Annotated in this window: 16 protein-coding genes; 6 read left to right on the top strand and 10 right to left on the bottom strand. The window is 39.8% G+C overall.

All coding sequences use genetic code 11. The features are described from left to right. Positions 1-6: 6 nt before the first annotated feature. The 4 genes from FDF36_RS12880 to FDF36_RS12865 all read right to left on the bottom strand — a co-directional run bounded on the left by FDF36_RS12880 (position 7) and on the right by FDF36_RS12865 (position 6,167). Positions 7-1,773: an HSP90 family protein gene (locus FDF36_RS12880; protein WP_220391586.1), complete on the bottom strand. Its 1,767-nt coding sequence runs from the start codon at positions 1,771-1,773 to the stop codon at positions 7-9. 6 nt (positions 1,774-1,779) lie between these two features. Next, a complete protein-coding gene (locus FDF36_RS12875; RefSeq protein WP_220391585.1) occupies positions 1,780-4,278 on the bottom strand; it encodes a tetratricopeptide repeat protein in 2,499 nt (832 codons plus the stop codon). 147 nt (positions 4,279-4,425) lie between these two features. Next, positions 4,426-4,965: a shikimate kinase gene (locus FDF36_RS12870; RefSeq protein WP_220391584.1), complete on the bottom strand. Its 540-nt coding sequence runs from the start codon at positions 4,963-4,965 to the stop codon at positions 4,426-4,428. 599 nt (positions 4,966-5,564) lie between these two features. After that, entirely contained in the window at positions 5,565-6,167 is a 603-nt protein-coding gene (locus tag FDF36_RS12865) for a nitroreductase family protein (protein ID WP_005779392.1), read from the bottom strand. 120 nt (positions 6,168-6,287) lie between these two features. Between FDF36_RS12865 and FDF36_RS12860 the strand changes: the two genes are divergently transcribed. Further along, the gene (locus tag FDF36_RS12860; protein WP_220391583.1) at positions 6,288-6,923 is read left to right on the top strand and encodes a ribonuclease H1 domain-containing protein; all 636 of its coding nucleotides are present in this window, start codon (positions 6,288-6,290) and stop codon (positions 6,921-6,923) included. A 226-nt stretch (positions 6,924-7,149) separates the two neighbouring features. Here FDF36_RS12860 and FDF36_RS12855 read toward each other — a convergent pair whose 3' ends face one another. Further along, on the bottom strand, positions 7,150-8,985 hold the full coding sequence (locus tag FDF36_RS12855) for an ABC transporter ATP-binding protein (RefSeq protein ID WP_220391582.1): 1,836 nt from the start codon (positions 8,983-8,985) through the stop codon (positions 7,150-7,152). A gap of 225 nt (positions 8,986-9,210) precedes the next feature. Here FDF36_RS12855 and FDF36_RS12850 point away from each other — a divergent pair, with 225 nt between their 5' ends. Beyond that, positions 9,211-10,209: a glycosyltransferase family 2 protein gene (locus FDF36_RS12850; RefSeq protein ID WP_220391581.1), complete on the top strand. Its 999-nt coding sequence runs from the start codon at positions 9,211-9,213 to the stop codon at positions 10,207-10,209. 38 nt (positions 10,210-10,247) lie between these two features. Here the strand turns inward: FDF36_RS12850 and FDF36_RS12845 are convergent, their stop codons facing one another. Then, positions 10,248-11,414 (bottom strand): glycosyltransferase, encoded by a 1,167-nt coding sequence (locus tag FDF36_RS12845; protein ID WP_259281439.1) that lies wholly within the window; start codon positions 11,412-11,414, stop codon positions 10,248-10,250. 143 nt (positions 11,415-11,557) lie between these two features. Between FDF36_RS12845 and FDF36_RS12840 the strand changes: the two genes are divergently transcribed. Further along, entirely contained in the window at positions 11,558-12,556 is a 999-nt protein-coding gene (locus tag FDF36_RS12840; RefSeq protein WP_005822682.1) for a glycosyltransferase family 2 protein, read from the top strand. Between the two features lie 21 nt (positions 12,557-12,577). Here FDF36_RS12840 and FDF36_RS12835 read toward each other — a convergent pair whose 3' ends face one another. Further along, positions 12,578-13,492: a glycosyltransferase family 8 protein gene (locus FDF36_RS12835; protein WP_005822680.1), complete on the bottom strand. Its 915-nt coding sequence runs from the start codon at positions 13,490-13,492 to the stop codon at positions 12,578-12,580. 17 nt (positions 13,493-13,509) lie between these two features. Beyond that, complete coding sequence (locus FDF36_RS12830) at positions 13,510-14,529, bottom strand: glycosyl transferase family 90 (protein ID WP_005812245.1); 1,020 nt, start codon at positions 14,527-14,529, stop codon at positions 13,510-13,512. Between the two features lie 226 nt (positions 14,530-14,755). Between FDF36_RS12830 and FDF36_RS12825 the strand changes: the two genes are divergently transcribed. After that, positions 14,756-15,655, top strand: a complete 900-nt coding sequence (locus tag FDF36_RS12825) for an alpha-1,2-fucosyltransferase (protein WP_259281438.1) — start codon at positions 14,756-14,758, stop codon at positions 15,653-15,655. Between the two features lie 33 nt (positions 15,656-15,688). Next, positions 15,689-16,570 carry a glycosyltransferase family 2 protein gene (locus FDF36_RS12820; protein ID WP_220391579.1) on the top strand — a complete coding sequence of 294 codons (882 nt, stop codon included), beginning with the start codon at positions 15,689-15,691 and terminating at the stop codon, positions 16,568-16,570. Here FDF36_RS12820 and FDF36_RS12815 read toward each other — a convergent pair. Together FDF36_RS12815 and FDF36_RS12810 are read right to left on the bottom strand one after the other, a co-directional pair. After that, the gene (locus tag FDF36_RS12815) at positions 16,561-18,015 is read right to left on the bottom strand and encodes a glycosyltransferase (protein ID WP_220391578.1); all 1,455 of its coding nucleotides are present in this window, start codon (positions 18,013-18,015) and stop codon (positions 16,561-16,563) included. The genes FDF36_RS12820 and FDF36_RS12815 overlap by 10 nt on opposite strands. 4 nt (positions 18,016-18,019) lie before the next feature. Continuing rightward, on the bottom strand, positions 18,020-18,736 hold the full coding sequence (locus FDF36_RS12810; RefSeq protein ID WP_220391577.1) for a glycosyltransferase family 2 protein: 717 nt from the start codon (positions 18,734-18,736) through the stop codon (positions 18,020-18,022). A gap of 132 nt (positions 18,737-18,868) precedes the next feature. On the opposite strand from FDF36_RS12810, the gene pdxB reads away from it, so the two are divergent. Then, complete coding sequence (pdxB, locus tag FDF36_RS12805) at positions 18,869-19,912, top strand: 4-phosphoerythronate dehydrogenase PdxB (RefSeq protein WP_220391576.1); 1,044 nt, start codon at positions 18,869-18,871, stop codon at positions 19,910-19,912. The last annotated feature ends 34 nt before the right edge of the window (positions 19,913-19,946 follow it).

Here is a 19,946-nt window from a genome sequence, read left to right as displayed (position 1 = left end):
TTTTGTTTAATTGAGGAAGTTTATAAAATCATTCATTTTAGTAGTCATCAGTTCAGAAAGAGAGTGATTGAAAAGTTCCATTTCCTCACTGTTTACAGGATATTTGCCTTGTAACAGCGATTGTACATAAAGAATGCACACTACATGCTGAAACAGTTTATTGTCTCCTTGAATTTGCAGTAATGTCTGTACCATCTCGTTATCGGCATTGAAAGTCAATGTAGGCGGTAAGCGTTTTTTAGCATTTACCGAACCCAGTACTGCTGCCAACGGATTATTGGCGACTTTGCTGTTCTCTTCTTTCTCTTCGGCCACAAATATAACCGGAGTATCCACCGGTGTAAAATGTTTCAAGCGGCAGATACAGCCAAAACGTTTCAACAGCTCACTGGCTTTTGCCTCAAAGGCCCGGTGTTCTTTGTTACCTTCCACTTCAGCAAACTGCTCCAACAGACGAGCGGGTGAGATCTCCTCCAAAGTCAGTTCCTGATTAAGACGGGCATACTTCTTTAACAGCGTTTCATCAAATGTATAGGCAGCATTGATCACCAACCGGCCTTGTGCACCGGCTATTCTCCGTACTTGCCTGAAGTCTTCCAGATTACGTGTATAGCCAATGGTATTCCCCGCCGAACGGATGCTCCCGAAACTTCGTATTCCCCTGTTCGTTTCAAAGGGCAAGTAATCCATAAACAAACGTAGCAGTTCATTATCTTCCGAAGCTATGGCTTTAATATGGAAATGATGGACATCCAGTATTTTGTCAAACACCGATCGATTGTTCTGCACCAATCCTCGAAGATACTCCTTAATAGTAACCCCGATCTCTTTGCGGGCATCTTTCAATAAATCATTGCTGACAAACGACTCGCGCGACGCAGTAGAAAGAAGCCCGTCGGCATTTACCAGACATCGAATGAAGAATGCCCATGAGGGCAAAAGGTTACAATCATCTTCACTCAACAACATCCGCTTCAAATACACCTTATGTGAGTTACGTACAGAAAATTGTGTACGATAGGGCAATACGTAGAGTACGCCTTCTACCCGCCCACTCTCTGTACGGATACGAAAGACATCAAGAGCAGACGACTGAAAAACCTTCGTCCCATAGTCCAATAACTCTTTTCGGGTAGCTTTCGGATTCAGCCAGACCGGTGACGGGGTATTAACCAGTTCTTCTTCCTCTCCACGATGCAGATAAATCGGGTAAGGCAACACCTCTCCATAACTGATCAGTATTTTCTTGAACACTTCATACTCAAACAAATGAGCCCACTCACTTTTGGGGCGCAACACGACCCTTGAACCTATCGCCCACTCTTCTTCGGGAAAAGTGGTCTGATAAGTGCCATCCACCTTTCCACACCAGCAGACGGGGCTTCCTCCCATTGCCGACCGGCTCTCTACCCTAATTTCATTGGTCACCACGAAACAAGACAGCAAGCCAATGCCGAACCGACCGATAAAATCGTCTGCATCGGGGGTATCTCTCTTCGAGCTTTCACCAATAACCGTAAGGAAACGATGGACTTCCTCTTCTTTCAAGCCGATCCCATTGTCCTGAAAGACCACCGAACCGTCCTCTTTCAGAAAAACATCAATACGCCCGGCATAACTTTCGTCGATATTATGAAGTGCGGTAATAGCATCTACACAATTCTGCAACAATTCTCTGACAAAAGTATTCGGGTTACTATAAATATGTTCTGATAACAGGGCAATCATCCCCTTTAGATTGACCTGAAACAGATTATTACCTTCTTTTTCCATTTTACTTTAGCGTTGTCTTCTTCCTGTAATCTTCAAGGCTTTCTCATTTCCATTCTCAGCAGCCTTCTCAAACCACTCCATGGCAATCTCATCATTTTCCTCTACTCCGTTTCCCATCAGATAAGCATTACCCAATTCGAACTGTGCTTTATCACTGTTATGCTCCGCAGCCTTCATCAGCCATTGAATACCGGTTTCCGCATCGGGCACACAACCTTCACCGTACATCAGCATTTTGCCTAAATAATAGCAAGAAGCCACATTCTCATTTCCGGCAGCATCATTAAACCAACGGTAGGCTTCTGCATAATTCTGTTTTACACCGACTCCATTGTAATAACACAATCCGGTGCGGTACATACTCATGACATTTCCACTGTCCGCAGCTAACGTGTAATATTTAAACGCCTCGGTTTCATTGTCCTCCACCCCGATTCCCATCTCGTAGCAGATTCCCAGCCCTTCGTTATAACATTCTGCCTCAGCAGCTTTTTTAAAGTAGTTGAAAGCCTTCTCCGATTCATTCAGTTTGTCATAGTCATAGAGATAATACTCACCCATGCGCAGCATAGCTAAGGGAATATCATTGGCGACCGCCTTCTCATACCACTCCACAGCCTGTTTATTATCTTCTGGACAAGCGCCATAACCAAAGAAATAGTAATCTCCCATCTTAAACTGAGCGTAGCCATAATCTTGTTCGGCCGCTTTGGACATATATTCAACTGCCTGATGCGGGTTCTCTTCTACCCCACTACCATATTCATAAGCCAGCCCTAACTCTGTAAGGCAACGCGGTTCGTTGTTATCCGCCCCTTTAGCAAACCATTCCAGAGCCTTATCCGGATTCTCTTCCGTACCAATCCCATTCTTATAGCAACGTCCGAGAGCAAAGATTGCATCTCCGTCTCCCCTTCCAGCCGCCTTTTCATACCAAGCGAATGCCTCTACGGGTTGTGGTTCACCAATGATTCCTCTGTCCAAATAAAGACCTACACGATACATCGCATAAGGGTACTCCTCCTCAGCGGCTTTCTGAAACAATTCGAAAGCTTTCCCATAATTCTGTTCTACCACATCTCCATTTTCATATAAGAATCCTAACTCTACCAATGCAAAGCATGAACCTAACCCGGCAGCCTTTTCATAATAGGCTTTTGACTTCTCAGCATCCGTAACACCGGCGTATCCATTAGCCAGATAAAGAGCCGCCCGGGAGTATCCGTCAGCATTATTCATAGATGCCGCCTTCTCATAATACTCCATAGCTTTCAGGTAATCCGGATCTTCGGAAAGTAATCCACGTTCATACATCCAACCGATACGGTAGGCCGCATTACCGGACCCCAATTCAATAGCTTTCTCCAGCAACTGCCGTGCACGTTGGATATCTTCTTCCACCAATTCACCGTTAAAGTAAATATTAGCAAGAGTCTCAAAAGCCTCTACATAATTATCGTCAATGCAACGCTGCAGGCACATTAAACCACGTTCTACATTTTTATACTCATCATTATAAAGGTAAATCAGAGCTAATTCATAGGCGCAATACGATTCGCAGTAAAGCATTCCCTTCTCCAACCATTCAATGGCTTTAGGCATGTCAAGCCACTCTTCTTCCTGATAATTATACCCCAGGAAATTGGCTGCAGACCATACACCGGCATGCCAGGCTTTCTCCCATAACTCAAACGCCAGCTCTTTCTTTTTACCAAGTTCCGGATAACGGAAATAGAGCGTGGCCAGATTCTTGAGTGAATATAAATTAGGAACAAGTTCAAGAGACTTCTCATAGCATGCTGCCTCTTCGGCCACATTTCCTTCTTCTACGTCCAGTGCATCGCCCATAGCGGCATAAACATGAGCACGCAGACGGTGTCCTTCAGGGAGTTCACCAAGCAGTTCTTTCCGCATAAGCAAAGCTTTCTCTTTACTACCGGTGTGTTGTTCGGCATAGGCCCGGTAGTATTTTCCCCATAACACAGCCTCGGGTGAAGACAGAGCCTCAAAGCGGCGCTCTCCTTCCGCTTTATCCTGTTCACAATAGAAGCCCATATAACGCCAATAGGCAACGGTTGCCTCAGCTTCCGGACTTCCCATAGCTGCCGCCTTCTCATAATAAGGAAATAAGAGACTGAGATCACGTGTCCCATAACGGGCTTCTGAATATTGCGCACCTTTCTGCGACCAACCGGCACCGTTAAATACAGCTACACGATCGCATATACTTATCACCTTCTCCCACCAATAAGCATACTCTTCTTCATTAAGATCCACCTCTACATTACAATCGTATGCACTGAATATCAGCTCAAAAAAGTCAGCTGTAAGCGTTTCATCTTCCTGTGTATCCAATGCGTACTCACATACAGCAAGTGCTTCCCACCAGTTTTCGGCATTCAGCAATGTAGCAGGTGTAAACTGAGGGAACCATGCGGCGGCAGGTTTCCCGGATGCCCGGACTTGACGGGATAAGGCTTCGAATTTCTCTTTTAAAGTTTCCATAATTGTCTGATCGTTTTATTTGGGTTGTAAGATACCGGAAGGCACAAAACCTCACAGCGACTGCAAGATAGTAATATTGGTCGACTGAACAAAAAATAGAGAAGAAAAAGAATGATTGCCGAATCAGAAAATAAGTTTTCTTAGAGTTTAGCTTACTATGTGCAAATCCAGAAGTTTGCGCAATTGTTGCACGGAAGTTTCAATCTGCTTACGATCCTCCAATTCGTCAGCACAGAAAATATATTTAGCCTGACGATAAAAAGGTGAACGTTTTTCAAGCGCCTGTATTATAAAATCAAACAGTTCGTCATCTTCCTTTCCTTGCAGTATGGGGCGCTGCTGCTTGGCAACCCGTAACCGGCGAAACAGCACTTTGGGGTCTACATCCAGAAAAACAGTAGTACCAACCCGGTTCATATACTCCATGTTGTCGAAAAAGCAAGGTGCTCCTCCCCCTGTAGAGATTACCACATCTTCAAATTCACCGACCTCATGTAACATGCTCTTTTCAAGTTCCCTAAAGCCGGGCTCTCCCCGCTCGGTAAATAATTCTCCGACCGCCTTGTGAAAACGTTCTTCAATATACCAGTCCAGATCGATAAATGGGACATGTAGTTCTCGTGCGAGAGCTTTTCCTAACGTAGTTTTCCCGGCCCCCATATAGCCGGTCAGAAATATACGAATCATAAGCAAACGGCATTTTGGTGCAAAGATAGATATTTATTAATAGAACAACCAATAACCCGGATGGTAACTTTGCGCATGCAAGCATGAAAATAAAGACAATCCTATACGTACCCCTCATACAAGAAATGCATTTCGATCTTCCATCTTCCACCTTTCGGAACATTAGCAGATGATTATCAATAAATTAAAGAGGTGGAAGATCGCATTTTCAAGGCATTTATCTTCCACCTCTATCTTCCATCTTCCACCCTCTTTTTTTAGGTAAAACTCGGAATACACCACTGATTCCCAATAGCATACCATTAGTTCCTTATCTATATTTGCCTATTATACCATTTTATTTTCCTTAATACCTTTTCTGTTTATGCTTCTTTCTTTATCCCAGCCCGGGTGCGCAGGCCCATGAGCCCACATACCTGTGCCCATGAGCCCGGGTATGCGGGCCCATGGGCACAGCTACCCGGGCCGGGATAAGGACACTGATCTTCTTCATAACAAACTTAATCATAACACATTGCAGACAAAGCCATGTAACGCTACTCAGTAAGTTCTTACCAAAAATAAAACGATATTAATCCTTCCGATTAAATGAATATACCTTATTTAAAGACCTTCACTCTGGAATCCAGATCTTTAAAATCCTTATCACCCGGTCCTTGCACAGGAAGTCCAAACGGCATTTCGGCAATCAAGTGCCACTCTTCCGGTAGGTGCCAGGTATGACGCACTTCTTCGTCAATTAGTGGATTATAATGTTGCAGGGAAGCTCCGAAACCGGCATCTTCCAACATTGTCCAAACCGCCAACTGATGCATCGCAGACGTTTGCAACGACCACCCCGGAAAATTATCTTTATAACTACTGAAAGCATTCTGGAGTCCCTTCACAACCGACTGGTCTTCAAAGAATAAAACAGTTCCATAACCACTGGCAAAAGAATTATCAATTTTAGCTTCAGTCGTTTTAAAAACTTCCGGTGGAACAATCTTTCGCAATGTTTCTTTTACAATATGCCATAGTTTCTTGTGATTCTCACCCAACAACAGCACTACACGAGTGGACTGAGAGTTAAATGCAGAGGGCACATGGGTTACAGCAAGATTGACAATCCGCTCTATCTCCTCATCAGAAACCGGAGACTGATTTGTTATCGAATAATAGGTCCTTCTATGTTTGAGGGCCTCTTCGAAGGATTTTTTCATAAAAATACTCCTTTCTTTTTTACATTGGTTCTTTGAAATTAAAACAACCTATAAACGAAAGTTGTTCGGTAATAGAATATATTCGTACCTTTACTGCCCAATAAGCTGAAAACACCAAGTATGGCCAAACAAAAATATTACGTTGTATGGGATGGAGTAACTCCCGGCATTTATACATCCTGGACCGAATGTCAGCTGCAGGTGAAAGGATATGATAGTGCCAAATATAAATCTTTCGATAACCGGGAGGAAGCAGAACGTGCTTTTGCTTCATCACCTTATGCTTATATCGGCAAGAATGCTAAGAAGAAAACAGCTGATTCCCCTACCCTCCCAGACACACTCCCGGCAGCGGTCATTGAAAACAGCCTTGCAGTAGACGCAGCATGCAGTGGTAATCCTGGACCTATGGAGTACCGTGGCGTTCACGTCGCAAGCCGACAAGAGATTTTTCATTTCGGCCCGATGAAGGGGACTAACAATATTGGCGAATTTCTGGCATTGGTACATGGACTCGCTTTACTGAAACAGAAAGGATTCGACATGCCTATCTATAGCGATAGCGCAAATGCAATCAGCTGGGTAAAACAAAAAAAATGCAAGACAAAACTTCCCCGGAACGCTGAAACAGAAAAATTGTTCGGATTGATAGAACGTGCAGAAAAATGGCTTAAAGAAAATAAATATTCCACCCCAATATTGAAGTGGGAAACCAAGCAATGGGGAGAAATCCCGGCAGACTTCGGAAGGAAATAAGGATTGTATCGTATCACCCCCAATAACAAATAAATCCCGAAAGGAATATACCGAAAAAATTTCTTTCAAACATGATAACGTTCAACCGCCTCAAAGATTCTTTCTTCTGATATCGAATTAGCCTATAACCTCGGTAGGGCAAATCCACCTTGCCCTACCCGCCTTAGTAAAAAAGTTATTATCAAAAAGCAGATGAGTGAGGGAGTTCACTATCTCTCTGCCATGCTTACAACGACTGCATGTCATTCAGTCGTTTATAATAACCGTTCTTAGCCAATAATTCTTCGTGTTTTCCACGTTCTACTATTTCTCCTTCATATAGTACACATATTTCATCTGCGTTCTTGATGGTAGAGAGACGGTGGGCAATAGCAATGGTAGTACGTGTTTTCATTAAACGCTCCAATGCCTCCTGTACCAACCGTTCCGACTCAGTGTCTAAAGCAGAAGTAGCCTCGTCAAGAATCAAAATCGGAGGATTCTTCAAGATAGCCCGTGCTATACTGATACGCTGACGCTGGCCTCCGGAAAGTTTACTGCCCCGGTCACCTATATTCGTATGATAGCCGTCTTCTTTCTCCATGATAAAATCGTGAGCATTGGCAATCTTGGCAGCCTCAATCACTTGCTCCATCGTAGCATTTTCTACACCAAAAGCTATATTATTAAAGAAAGTATCGTTAAACAAGATGGCTTCCTGATTGACATTCCCGATCAGGCTGCGCAAGTCGGAGATGCGAACGTCTTTAATGCTGACTCCGTCAATAGTAATCGCTCCTTCCTGTACATCGTGATAACGGGGCAACAAATCTACCAATGTAGATTTCCCTGAACCGGACTGTCCAACCAAAGCAACGGTCTTACCTTTAGGTACAGTGAGGTTAATATGTTGAAGCACTTCTTTCTTTCCATCATAGCTGAAAGAAATATCCCTAAATTCTACTTTCTCTTTTAACCCATTCAGCGGCTTCGGATCAGGAATCTCCACAATCTTATTTTCCGCTTTCAGAATCTTATCCACACGCTCCATCGAAGCCAAACCTTTAGGAATATTATACCCGGCTTTTGAAAATTCCTTCAAAGGATTGATTACGCTATAAAGGATGGTCAGATATACCATAAAAGTAGAAGCATCAATAGAAGAATGACTGCTCAAAATCAGTGAACCGCCAAACCAAAGCACAATTACAATCATGGTCGTACCTAAAAACTCACTCATCGGATGGGCTAATGCCTGACGGGTCGCCACTTTATTGGTTGCCTCCCGAAACTCGTTACTGCATTTCAGGAAACGATTCATCATCTTATTTTCAGCAATGAAAGCCTTAATGATACGAAGTCCTCCTAATGTTTCTTCCAGTTGCGACATCGTATCGCTCCACTTTGCCTGAGCTTCAAGGGATTGACGTTTCAGTTTCTTGCCTACCGTACCCATCACCCATCCCATCAATGGTACAACCAATAAAGTGAAAAGGGTTAGTTGCCAACTTATTATAAGCAGTGTAGTAAAATAAACTATTATCAAGATCGGATTCTTTACCAACATATCCAATGAACTGGTAACCGAGTTCTCTATTTCTCCCACGTCCCCGCTCATACGGGCTATGATATCTCCTTTCCGCTCCTCCGAGAAGAATCCAAGTGGCAAACGAATCACTTTATCATAGACCATCACTCGAATATCCCGTACCACACCGGTACGCAAAGGAATCATCACGGCTGACGAAGCGAAATAGCAGAATGTTTTAAAGAAAGTCATTACCACTAAAAAGAGTCCTAACAACATCAGAGTAAAAGAAGCGCCGTTGATCTGGATCATATCTGAAACATAATAATAGAAATTATTTATCAGAAGGTCCTTTGTACTAATTGAAGCAGTATCCCATGGGATAAACTCATATACATCTTTATCAACCTTAAATAATATCTGTAGAATGGGGGCTATCAAAGAAAAAGAAAATATATTCAGAATGGCCGAGAATAAATTCAGTATCAACGCCCATATTACATACTTCTTGTAAGGCGGTACAAAACGCCGCATAAGTTGAAAAAATTCCTTCATTACTTACTATTAAATGATTAAGTTGCAAAGATAACAGAAAATATTCAGCAAGTTACTATTCAGAGAGTAGAAAGTCAGTGGCGAATTAAGTAGATGTCTCTTTTTATACTGCAAAAACAACCACGCATCCCATAAAGCTATCAAATATATATTCAGAAAAACAAAAACAATATGTTATCTTTGCAACGTACAAAGACAATAGCATATTACTAAACCTAAATGAAAATGGAAAAATCGGGAACACTCCCCCTTATCAGCATTATTGTGCCTGTATACAATGTAGAGGCATATCTACATCAATGCCTGCAATCAATTTTGGATCAGACATATACTAACCTGGAGATTATTGTTGTAGATGATGGTTCCACAGACCATTCACCTGCTATTTGTGACCATTTTGCAGCCTTAGACGCTCGTGTGAAAGTGATACACAAAAAAAATGGTGGACAAAGTGCTGCCCGAAATATCGGTTTAGACACAGCATCCGGAGAATATATCGGTTTTGTGGATAGTGATGATTGGATTGATAACGATATGTATGAGACACTTTATAATCTAATCAGTCAATACGAAGCAGATATATCTGCCTGCACACATTATCTGGAATATGAGGATGGCAGACCAACTGTCTACAGATCGAAAGAGGAAATAATGACTTTCAACCATGCAGATGTTATGAAAACATTGTTTGAAGATAAGATTATAAAAAATTATGTCGTAGAAAAATTATATAAACGTGACCTATTTACCGGATTATATTTCCCTATTGGACAAGTTTTTGAGGACATATCCCTAAGTTATAAGATATTTGATAGATCCAACAAAACAGTATTAAAATACAAACCTAAATATCACTACAGAATTCGTTTGGGAAGCACTACTAATTCTTCGTTCAGCCCTCTCAAAGGAATACAATATGTGCAAGCCATACACGAACAATACCAATTCATGAAAAAACGTCAACTAATCAATGACAAACCTGTAATGATTATAAAAAAAAGCATCCACTTAATCAATCACACGATTATACTACCCTCCTCAACACTCAACAATGAGGTCATTGACAAAACATTAGAGATTATGCACCAATATGATTATCTAAAACCACAAGATATCGGAGTGTCAAGAACCATCAAACGATATTTCATTTATCATCATTTCAGAATATATAAAATAGGAATGACACTTTATCGCAAACTGATTCCCAAGAAGAGAAAAGTTTAAACTTATATTCTCCTAAAAAGGTATTCATACAAAAGAGATTATAACAATGATTCGAACAAACCGAGCCATTTTTGTCCGACAATTTCAGGAGAGTACTCTTTTGATTTCAAAATCACGTTATTCCGCATCTTTTGTAACTTTTCCGAATCCATCAACAGAGACAATAACATCTCAGCATATTTATGTAAACTAAAAGAAGGTACAAGACACCCATTAACGCCTGAAGGCGACAAAATCTGGCGTATCCCGGCTACACAATCAAAAGCTACAGGTACGACACCATTCGCCTGAGCCTCCGTCAAACATAGTGGCCATCCCTCAAAAGCTGAAGTCAAACATAATACAGAAGCATCACGATAGAAATCATCGACATGATCGCTATGTCCCGCAAAACGTATTCGTTGAAGTTTCATCTTTTGACTTTTTGCTTGAAGTAGAGGAAGTTCTTTTCCACCTCCTACTAAAATCAATTCCCAAGCCGGTACTTTTTTATATATCATTCCCCAAATATCCAACAAACGGTCAACCCGCTTATCATAATAACTCATACGCCCAACAAAGAGAATCTGCTTTTTCTTATTCAAATTAACATTCGGACATTGTCTCTCAGAATTATATATAACATGTACTTTCTGCTCATCAAGTGATACTCCCATTTTATTAAGCAGTATTTGTTTATATTCCTCACACAAAACAGTAAAAGCATCAACTTGATCATAAACAAACTTATATTGATTAATAAAAAAAGAGTCATATTTCTTTAACCATACTATCTTTGGATAAGTTAATAACCCCCATTCCAACATTTTAAAGAAAGAACCACGCGCTCTACCCCTTCTCCTATGTAGACGGGCTGTTATTTCCCAGAAAGGAGTGCTGTGACAAGCAAAGATCAATTTACTATCAACTTTACTTTTAATAAAATCCAATCTGCTTAAAAGACAAATAGGCAGAATGAAGATATCAATTTTCAACGAGTTGAGAGTATGTATGATAAAGTCAGCATTCTCCTGACTGTCAACATCGCCTCCACCTTGAAACTCAATAACCTTAATATTGGAATAACTTCCACTGTTAATCTGATGTGTAATAACATATGTTTCATAGCCATATTGAGCTACAAAATCGGCAATATCCATTGTAACTCTTTCAGCTCCTCCAGCAGGAAACTCACCATGAAAAAATAAAATTCTTCTCTTTATCATATACAAAAGTATGTATAGCCAAGACAACAAACGGATTGTATTTACATTTTTTAGGTTAAAAGAGCACATATGTACTACTATTATACTATATTTGCATCCATATATGTAAAAACTATCCTAGACTTAACTAAATAAACTACTTAATGATGAAAAAAATCGATGAGTCTCCATTAATAAGTATTATTATTCCGGTATATAATGTAGCCCCCTTTTTAAGCCAATGCATTCAATCGGTCTTAGACCAGACATATACTCACTTAGAAGTAATCATTGTTGATGACGGCTCGACAGATGAGTCCCCTGCTATTTGTGATAAGTTTGCTAAATTGGATACAAGAATCAAAGTCATACACAAAAAGAACGGAGGATTAAGTGACGCTCGTAATGCGGGTCTTGACATTGCATCCGGTGATTTTATAGGTTTTGTGGATAGCGATGATTGGATTGAAAATGATATGTACGAAACGCTTTATAATCTTCTAAATAAGTATCAGGCGGACATATCTGCCTGTGCACACTATATAGAATATGGAACCAAGACAAAAGCTGTTTTTGAATCTAAAGAGATAATCACATTTAACCACAAAGATGCCATGATGGCTCTCATCAAAGATAAGATTATACGAAACTATGTTTGGGAAAAGTTATATAAACGGGAACTATTCAATAACCTCCGCTTTCCTGTAGGAAAAAGTTTTGAAGATGCTGCTCTCAGTTACAAGATATTTTATAGAGCTAACAAAACCGTATTGATACAAGCACCTAAATATCATTATAGGATCCGTTCAGGCAGTCTCACAAATACAACATTTAATCCAATAAAAGAGTTTCAGTTAGTTCAGGCCCTGCACGATCAATACCAATTTGTCAAACAGCAACAAGCTATATCGGAAAAGCCATTAAAACTACTAAAAAAAGCATTCCACTTAATCAATCATATCATCATCATGAGGCCTTCCCCCCTTAATGACCAAATAATTGCAGCTACAATGGAGATTTGTCACCATTATGACTATCTCAGTCTGAAAGACATTGGATTATCAAAAGCGATCAGACGATACTGCATATATAATCATTTCAAGCTATATACAATTGGAATGATTATGTACCGGAAAATTGTACAAAAAAGACGCAACAGATAGCAAATCCTTTGATCAATGTATTTACAGCTTCATATACTTGGGCTTACGGAACCGCATTGCATAAGGAAGCAACTTCAACCACCAGGACAAACGAGCTTTAAAAGTAGATAAAGGTCGTTTGCCTTTCCAGGGAGTCATATCCAGATACTTAAAGTATTCTCCTTTCAAAGGATGCATGCTATCATAATTCCAGGGTTTTTTATTAGTATAATGCAGGATAACAGGATGGAGCAATTGTTGATGCAATTGCTTCTTATCTTTCACTCCTTTATCCGCCCCATAACGGTAGAAACCATCCTGCATATTCCATTTCAAGGGAACAAAAAGTTTAGATTCATGCAGAACAGCATTCAAAAGATCCTGGTCATTAAAGCGGATACGCTCGGGATATCGTAAAAAATACTGTTCACATTGTTCATCTATTTTATGCTCACGCCAATAGCGCAAATTGATAAGTAGTACTCCCGCATTAAAATAAGAGAATGACTTATCATATTTCAAGATATCATAACGTTCATCTTCATTACTGCCGATATCTTCGACACAAGCAACCGAATAATTACTCATATCTGTATTCCAATACTCTGATATATCTCCAAGAATAACAATATCACAATCCAGATAAAGCACTTTATCCACCTCTTCCGGTAAAATGGCTGAGAACATACAACGGTAATAAGTAGCCATAGAAATGCGCTTACCAAACTTCTTGATAGAAAAATTATGCAACAAGTCTTCCGGAGGAAAGTAAAAGCGTACTTCATTGCCATAACGACCTGCTATTGTTTTTAGTACTTCCTTATCTTCAGAAGGCAGTGTAGAGGCCACAATATGGATACAAAACTCAGATTCACGGTTATTTTCGAACAGTGAAACCAAAGTTACTGCACAGTGTACCGTAAAATTAGAATCAATATTACATGCTATATGTATCATAGGAGAATAGAGTTTTATCAATCTTCAATATTTTGACCTGTCATCCGAAAATATTTATCCAGAACCAACAGCGATATTAACTTTTCACGACGAGGATTTCTGAACTGAGCCACATATTCATGAGCATGCTCTATGATTTGTTGAGCCTCTTCCGGATGTTCGATGTAATACTTCAACCGTTCCTCCAAATCCGTAAAATCGGGTTTAATCTCAATATAATGATAGTTAGGAATCAATTTCCCTTCCATAAACCAAGTTTCGCAAGTGGGACGCGGCATCACTGCTATCGAGTTAGAAGACATTACCCATTTCAGATTTGATGCAACATCATTCCCCTCCAATGCCATTATGAACTTATAATCCAAATGCTGACGAATCGTTTTTTTAGGAGTCATCCATGCGTCCGGTACTCCCTCATCCTTACCAACGACTCCACAGTCACACATCGGATGGTCCATATACATCTCTAAAAATAATTTACGGGTACGGCTTCGTCGTATTTTCCCTCTGAAGATAACCATATCCTTTTTAGAAGAAAAAGGCATTGTATCATTTACAAACATAAAATGCCTGAACTTATCCAGTTTCATAACAACAGAGTTATCATTGGAATCGGTCAGTAAACGGCTTTTCACAATAGACGGGAATTCCGGAGTGAAATATACATCGCCCGGGCAATATCCCCACCGAAGAGATTGTTTAAACCAACGGGTATATTCCCTGGTATCAAAAAAATATGCGGTATGAAAAAGAGATTTTTTATTGTCCGCAAGAGTCCCTAAAAAGATCAAATACCGAAATTCATTCTTTATAAAAGACTTTTCCGGCAAAGAAGAAGGAGAAGACAGCTTATTATAATAATTCACTCTCTCTTCGATATAGTCTTTATCCGAACGATACTGTAATTGAGCCAATGTACTTTTCAACTTATACCGATAAAAAGCATTCGGAATAAGCATCTTCAAAGTATTACTTATAAAATAAATAAACTTAGGAGGCTTGCCACTGGAAAGTTTATATAAAAGACTATCATTCATATCATTAAGCAGTTAAGCTAAACGTCTTTCAGCTTCATTTTTGTTTCATTAAACGTACGTTTAATGAAACAAAAATAAGACTTATTTTCAACTTGAAAAAACTAATTACAGTTTTTTATTAAGAAAACCGAAGATAAAGATTAAACAAACCTTTAATAAGCCTTTTACACCTCATACAATATAATCCATATTTCACAACATATAAAAATAAATGGCAGGTTAAAATATGATGTTTTTTAAACGTACGTTTAAAAAAACATATCAAAATCAAAGAATGATGAAATTAGTACGAATGACAGGCGGATTAGGGAATCAAATGTTCATTTACGCCTTCTATATACAAATGAAAACAATATTTCCGGAGCTTCGGATAGATATGTCTGAAATGAAGAAATATAAATTACATAACGGATATGAATTGGAAGATGTATTTTCGATCCGTCCCCAAACAATATCTGCCCACAAATGGCTTAAAAGAGTAATTGTGTATGCATTCTTTTCGATTATACGAGAAAAATCCGAAGAAGAATTATCCATTCATAAATACACACAACACAAGAGATGGCCATTAGTATATTACAAAGGATTCTTTCAATCTGAGCTCTTCTTCAAAGAATCTTCAGATACCATAAGAGATATTTTTTCTTTCAACATAGAAAATGCCAATTTCAGAACAAAAGAATGGGCAAAGATAATTAAAGAACAACGTTCGAGCGTATCAATTCATATCCGAAGAGGAGATTATACATCAGCCAAAAACAAAATAAAATATGGAAATATATGCACAGAAGAATACTATCAAAAGGCAATCTCAATCATACTAAAAAAAGAACCGAAAGCATTCTTCCATATCTTTTCTGATGATGTGGAATGGACGAAAGCACATTTGAAGGTACATCATTTACCCCATCAATATATATCTTGGAATAAGGGCCCTGACAGTTGGCAGGACATGATGTTGATGAGCCTGTGTCGTCATAATATAATAGCCAACAGCAGTTTCAGTTGGTGGGGAGCATGGCTAAATGCCTATAAGGATAAAACTGTTATCGCACCTTCACGCTGGTCAAACGTCAAAAAGACACCTCACATACTTCCGGAAAGCTGGATTTCGATAGATATATAAACCCAATAATAATTAAATAAACCCCATACCACTATGAAAGTATCAATTATCATCCTGAATTATAATACCTCCCGATTAACCCTAAACTGCATTAACAGTATACACAAATACCTGCCTAATGGCACTTACGAAATAATAGTTGTCGACAATGCCAGCCAGGAAACAGACTATCAATACCTTACTGAAAATCTTTCCGGTCAGGAAATTACTATTATACGCAACAAAATAAACAGTGGTTTCGGGGCAGGGAATATGGTTGGCGCAAACATAGCCCAAGGGAAATACCTCTGTTTTCTAAACAATGACACTGAGCTATTAGAGGACTGTATCAGCCCATTATGCAATTACCTGAAAGAAAATCCTCAAACAGGATGTATTACACCACAGCAATACAACAAACACCTGAAAGCAGTACCCTCATTCAATCATCCAATCGGTATTCTATATGAGATTTTAGGAAACGACATCCCGGAAAGATTATGTCCCGCCCGCTACCCCAAACGAAAAAAGAAAGTATACCAGTTTCCTATACATACTTCATGGATCAACGGAGCATTTATGATGTTTCCTTCAGAAGTCTTCTTCAAAATCAAAGGCTTTGATACTAATATATTCCTCTATTATGAAGAGTATGATATCTGTACAAGGTTATCTTATCACAACTATCAGTCAACGGTTCTGCCAACCTATAGATTTTTACACCTCCAAGGTGAATCTACAAAAGTTTATGCGTTGGCTTACAAAGAAAGGTTTATTTCAAAATTATATGTATATAAAAAGCATTCCAATTTTTTATTCTATATCATATATAAATGGATCATTATAATCAAATTATGTTTCCACTTCAGACGTTGGTATATACTGCCCACCATAGTCTTAGGCAAAGGGTTGTCTCAATCAATGCGTCATAAATGACTCTTCTCAATCAGTTCCAGACATCTATCGGCATCGAATCCCCTCACTTTGGCATATTCATCTGCCAAGATAACAAACATCTCGTGTGTTCCGGGCAAGCGCTCAAAGTTCTTACAACCGGTTTCTATGTCGACTTTGCCAAAACGCATGCGGTTTAAATCAATGATTTCCACTTCAATGCCTTTATCCGTTTCCCTAAAAAGAATGTTCCCTCCCGAGTAATCTTTATGTAGAAAACCGTTTTCGTGTAAAGCTGCTGTGGTACGTGCTATAGCACGTAATACCTTTTCTTTGTCACCGGTAAAAGTCTCCTCTAACAGATTACGATACGTATAAGGACATTCGGACTTTAGGCTCACAAAGTAGCTACGGCCAAACAACAACCATGTTCCCGTAGAATAAAATCCAACAGGAGCAGGAGAGCCAATACCTGCTTTACGCAGCATCTGCGCGTATTGATAAGAACGGCGGGCTTTAGAGGTACGAAAAGAATTATAAACAACTCGATTAATCAGGTGAGGAAGCTGATATGACTTCACTATCAGCTTTCTACCATGTATTTCAAACTCTTTCAATTTATTTCTTCCTTCATATATCAACGTTCCTCCATTCTCAAAATGCACAGGTAATACACGTACAAAAGAAGATAAGTCCTGAAAATCATCTCCAACGAAGACTCTCCGAGGGTGGATTATTCGGGAAATCCGATTGATTAACCTTGACCAGGAACGCTGATAACGTAACGGCCCTCCCAATTCCCGCTCAAAGAAATCAGGATGTCGTCTATTTAAAACGTCAATCACATGCTTTTTTAGCAAACGGTCAGTAACACGTTTAGACTGTTCGCGCACCCGATAAAACAGACCTATTTCCGGCAACTTTACAACCTTTCCTCCATCCTTTAACATTGAGATCCAAAATTCCCAATCTTCACGAGCCACGATCTCCGCACAGTATCCTCCAATTCTTTCCCATTCGGACTTACGGTAAACAGCACAAGTATCCATCATATTTTTACGAGCAAGCAATGATAGCGAGAAAGGTGGTAATACCCATTCGCCCGAACGGTCTCCGAAAAACTCGGCACGTGGACAGACCACTTTTACTTCCGGATCCGACTCCAGTATATCTACAGCAGAATGAATCAATTCTTTACTAATACGATTATCAGCATCGACCGGCAAAATATATACTCCACCTGCTTTAGAAATAGCATGATTACGAGCCGTGGCAACGCCACTATTTACTTGTGTGTAAACCCTTACATTTTCATACCGGGACTTATAGCTTTCGGCAATTTCAAAAGAACGGTCTTTCGAACCATCATCCATCACAATCACCTCAAAGTTCGGATAATCAGAAGACAGGACAGAATCCAGTGTCTCCTCCAGAAACTCCCCCATATTATATACAGGAATAACTACAGATACTAACGGCTTTGCCATACCATCAAATTTTATCCAATCCTTTAGTGAACTTCAACCAGTAATATTTAAGCGGATTCGTATATTTCAACTGTTTCCATGGACGACTACTATGCGGGCGATGCCATACAGTCAAAGTAGTAAACAGATAATTGACAAAACCTTTTTCAAGTGCCTGATGGGAAATGGTTACATCAAACCAGTTCTTTTCCGGATTCAAAGAATGAAAATCAAAAGCACGCAGAAAGTCGGTTGTCAGCAAAGAACAGCAGAAACTAAGATGTTTCTTTTCCGGAAACACCTGATTTTCTTTGCCTTTTGCATATAAATAGGGATAATTAATTACTTCGTTCTCATCTACTGTCACAGCAGCAGCTATTCCACAGTTTTTTCTGGACCGCACACCATCAAAAAGAGACTGTAAAGTATGCTTCTTCACAATCACATCAGATTCAACGATCAGCAAGCCTGCTTCAGCGGCAATAGCCTTTTCTTGTGCCATCTGAAGCACCAGCAAATAATTGGGAGAAGGATGAGAAGTGATCTCGGACAGATTAATTAACTCAAATCCCATCGCCAGGGATGCTTCCTTCAGTCGTTTCGTGTTTTCATCGGTGCTGAAATCATTATAAATAGTATAATGAAAAGGAACGGTGAAATCTGATTTTAAAATAGCCTCAGCTGTTTGCAACGTCAACTCAATAGAATCTTTTACCGGAGTAATAATGTGGATACACTTCATTATTGATATAAATTGTCTAAGTTCAAACTTATCGTAATGCGCATTACCGGGCAAATCTATGCAATATTTTCCATATAGCCAATCTTTCCTGCTTTTTATTTCCTACCTTTGCATGCAAACCCCTGATCAATCATGAAAGTTATTGTAGACAACAAAATACCTTACATCAAAGAAGCTGTTGAGCAAATAGCCGATGAAGTAGTATATGCTCCGGGAAAAGATTTCACCCCGGAACTGATACATGATGCCGATGCATTAATTATCCGCACACGTACGCATTGTAACCGTCCACTGCTTGCCGGAAGCAAAGTAAAATTTATCGCAACCGCTACAATAGGATTCGATCATATCGACACAGCCTATTGCCGGGAAGCAGGTATCACATGGACCAATGCCCCGGGATGTAATTCGGCATCCGTTGCACAATATATCCAATCTGCCCTGTTCATTTTACAACAAACCCATGCAATGAAGTTGCATCAAATGACCATTGGCATCGTAGGCGTAGGAAATGTAGGAAGCAAAGTAGCTGATGTAGCCCGAAAATTAGGAATGCGAGTAATGCTGAACGATCTTCCCAGAGCAGAAAAAGAAGAAAGCACAATGTTCACTACTTTAGAGAATATAGCCAAAGAGTGTGACATAATCACATTTCATGTACCTTTATATAAGGAGGGAAAATATAAAACTTATCATTTGGCAGACAAGCACTTCTTCCGTTCACTGAAAAAGGGGGCGATAGTCATGAACACCTCACGCGGTGAAGTTATCGAAACAGAGGCACTGCTCGATGCTCTTCAGTCAGGTATCTTGTCCGATGCTGTCATTGATGTATGGGAACATGAACCGGATATCAATCTTAAATTATTAGAGAAAGTAATTATAGGCACTCCTCACATCGCCGGATATTCCGCAGACGGAAAAGCAAACGCAACCCGAATGTCACTTGAAGCCTTATGCCGGTTCTTCCGGATTGAAGCCGGCTATCAGATTGTTCCTCCGGAACCGGAAAACAAAATAATTTCCGCAACAACTTATGAAGCGGCCTCCCTGCAAATTTACGATCCCCGACGGGACAGCGATGCACTAAAGACCCATCCGAAGCTATTTGAACAACTCCGGGGAGATTACCCATTAAGGAGAGAAGAAGGAGCATATAAGATTAATATCGGTTGATTTACTATTTAACCCTGATAATGCCGATCCTCAA

The sequence above is a fragment of the Bacteroides fragilis genome (assembly GCF_019583405.1).
Lineage (GTDB): Bacteria > Bacteroidota > Bacteroidia > Bacteroidales > Bacteroidaceae > Bacteroides > Bacteroides fragilis_B.
This window is presented reverse-complemented; position numbering and strand designations above follow the sequence as displayed.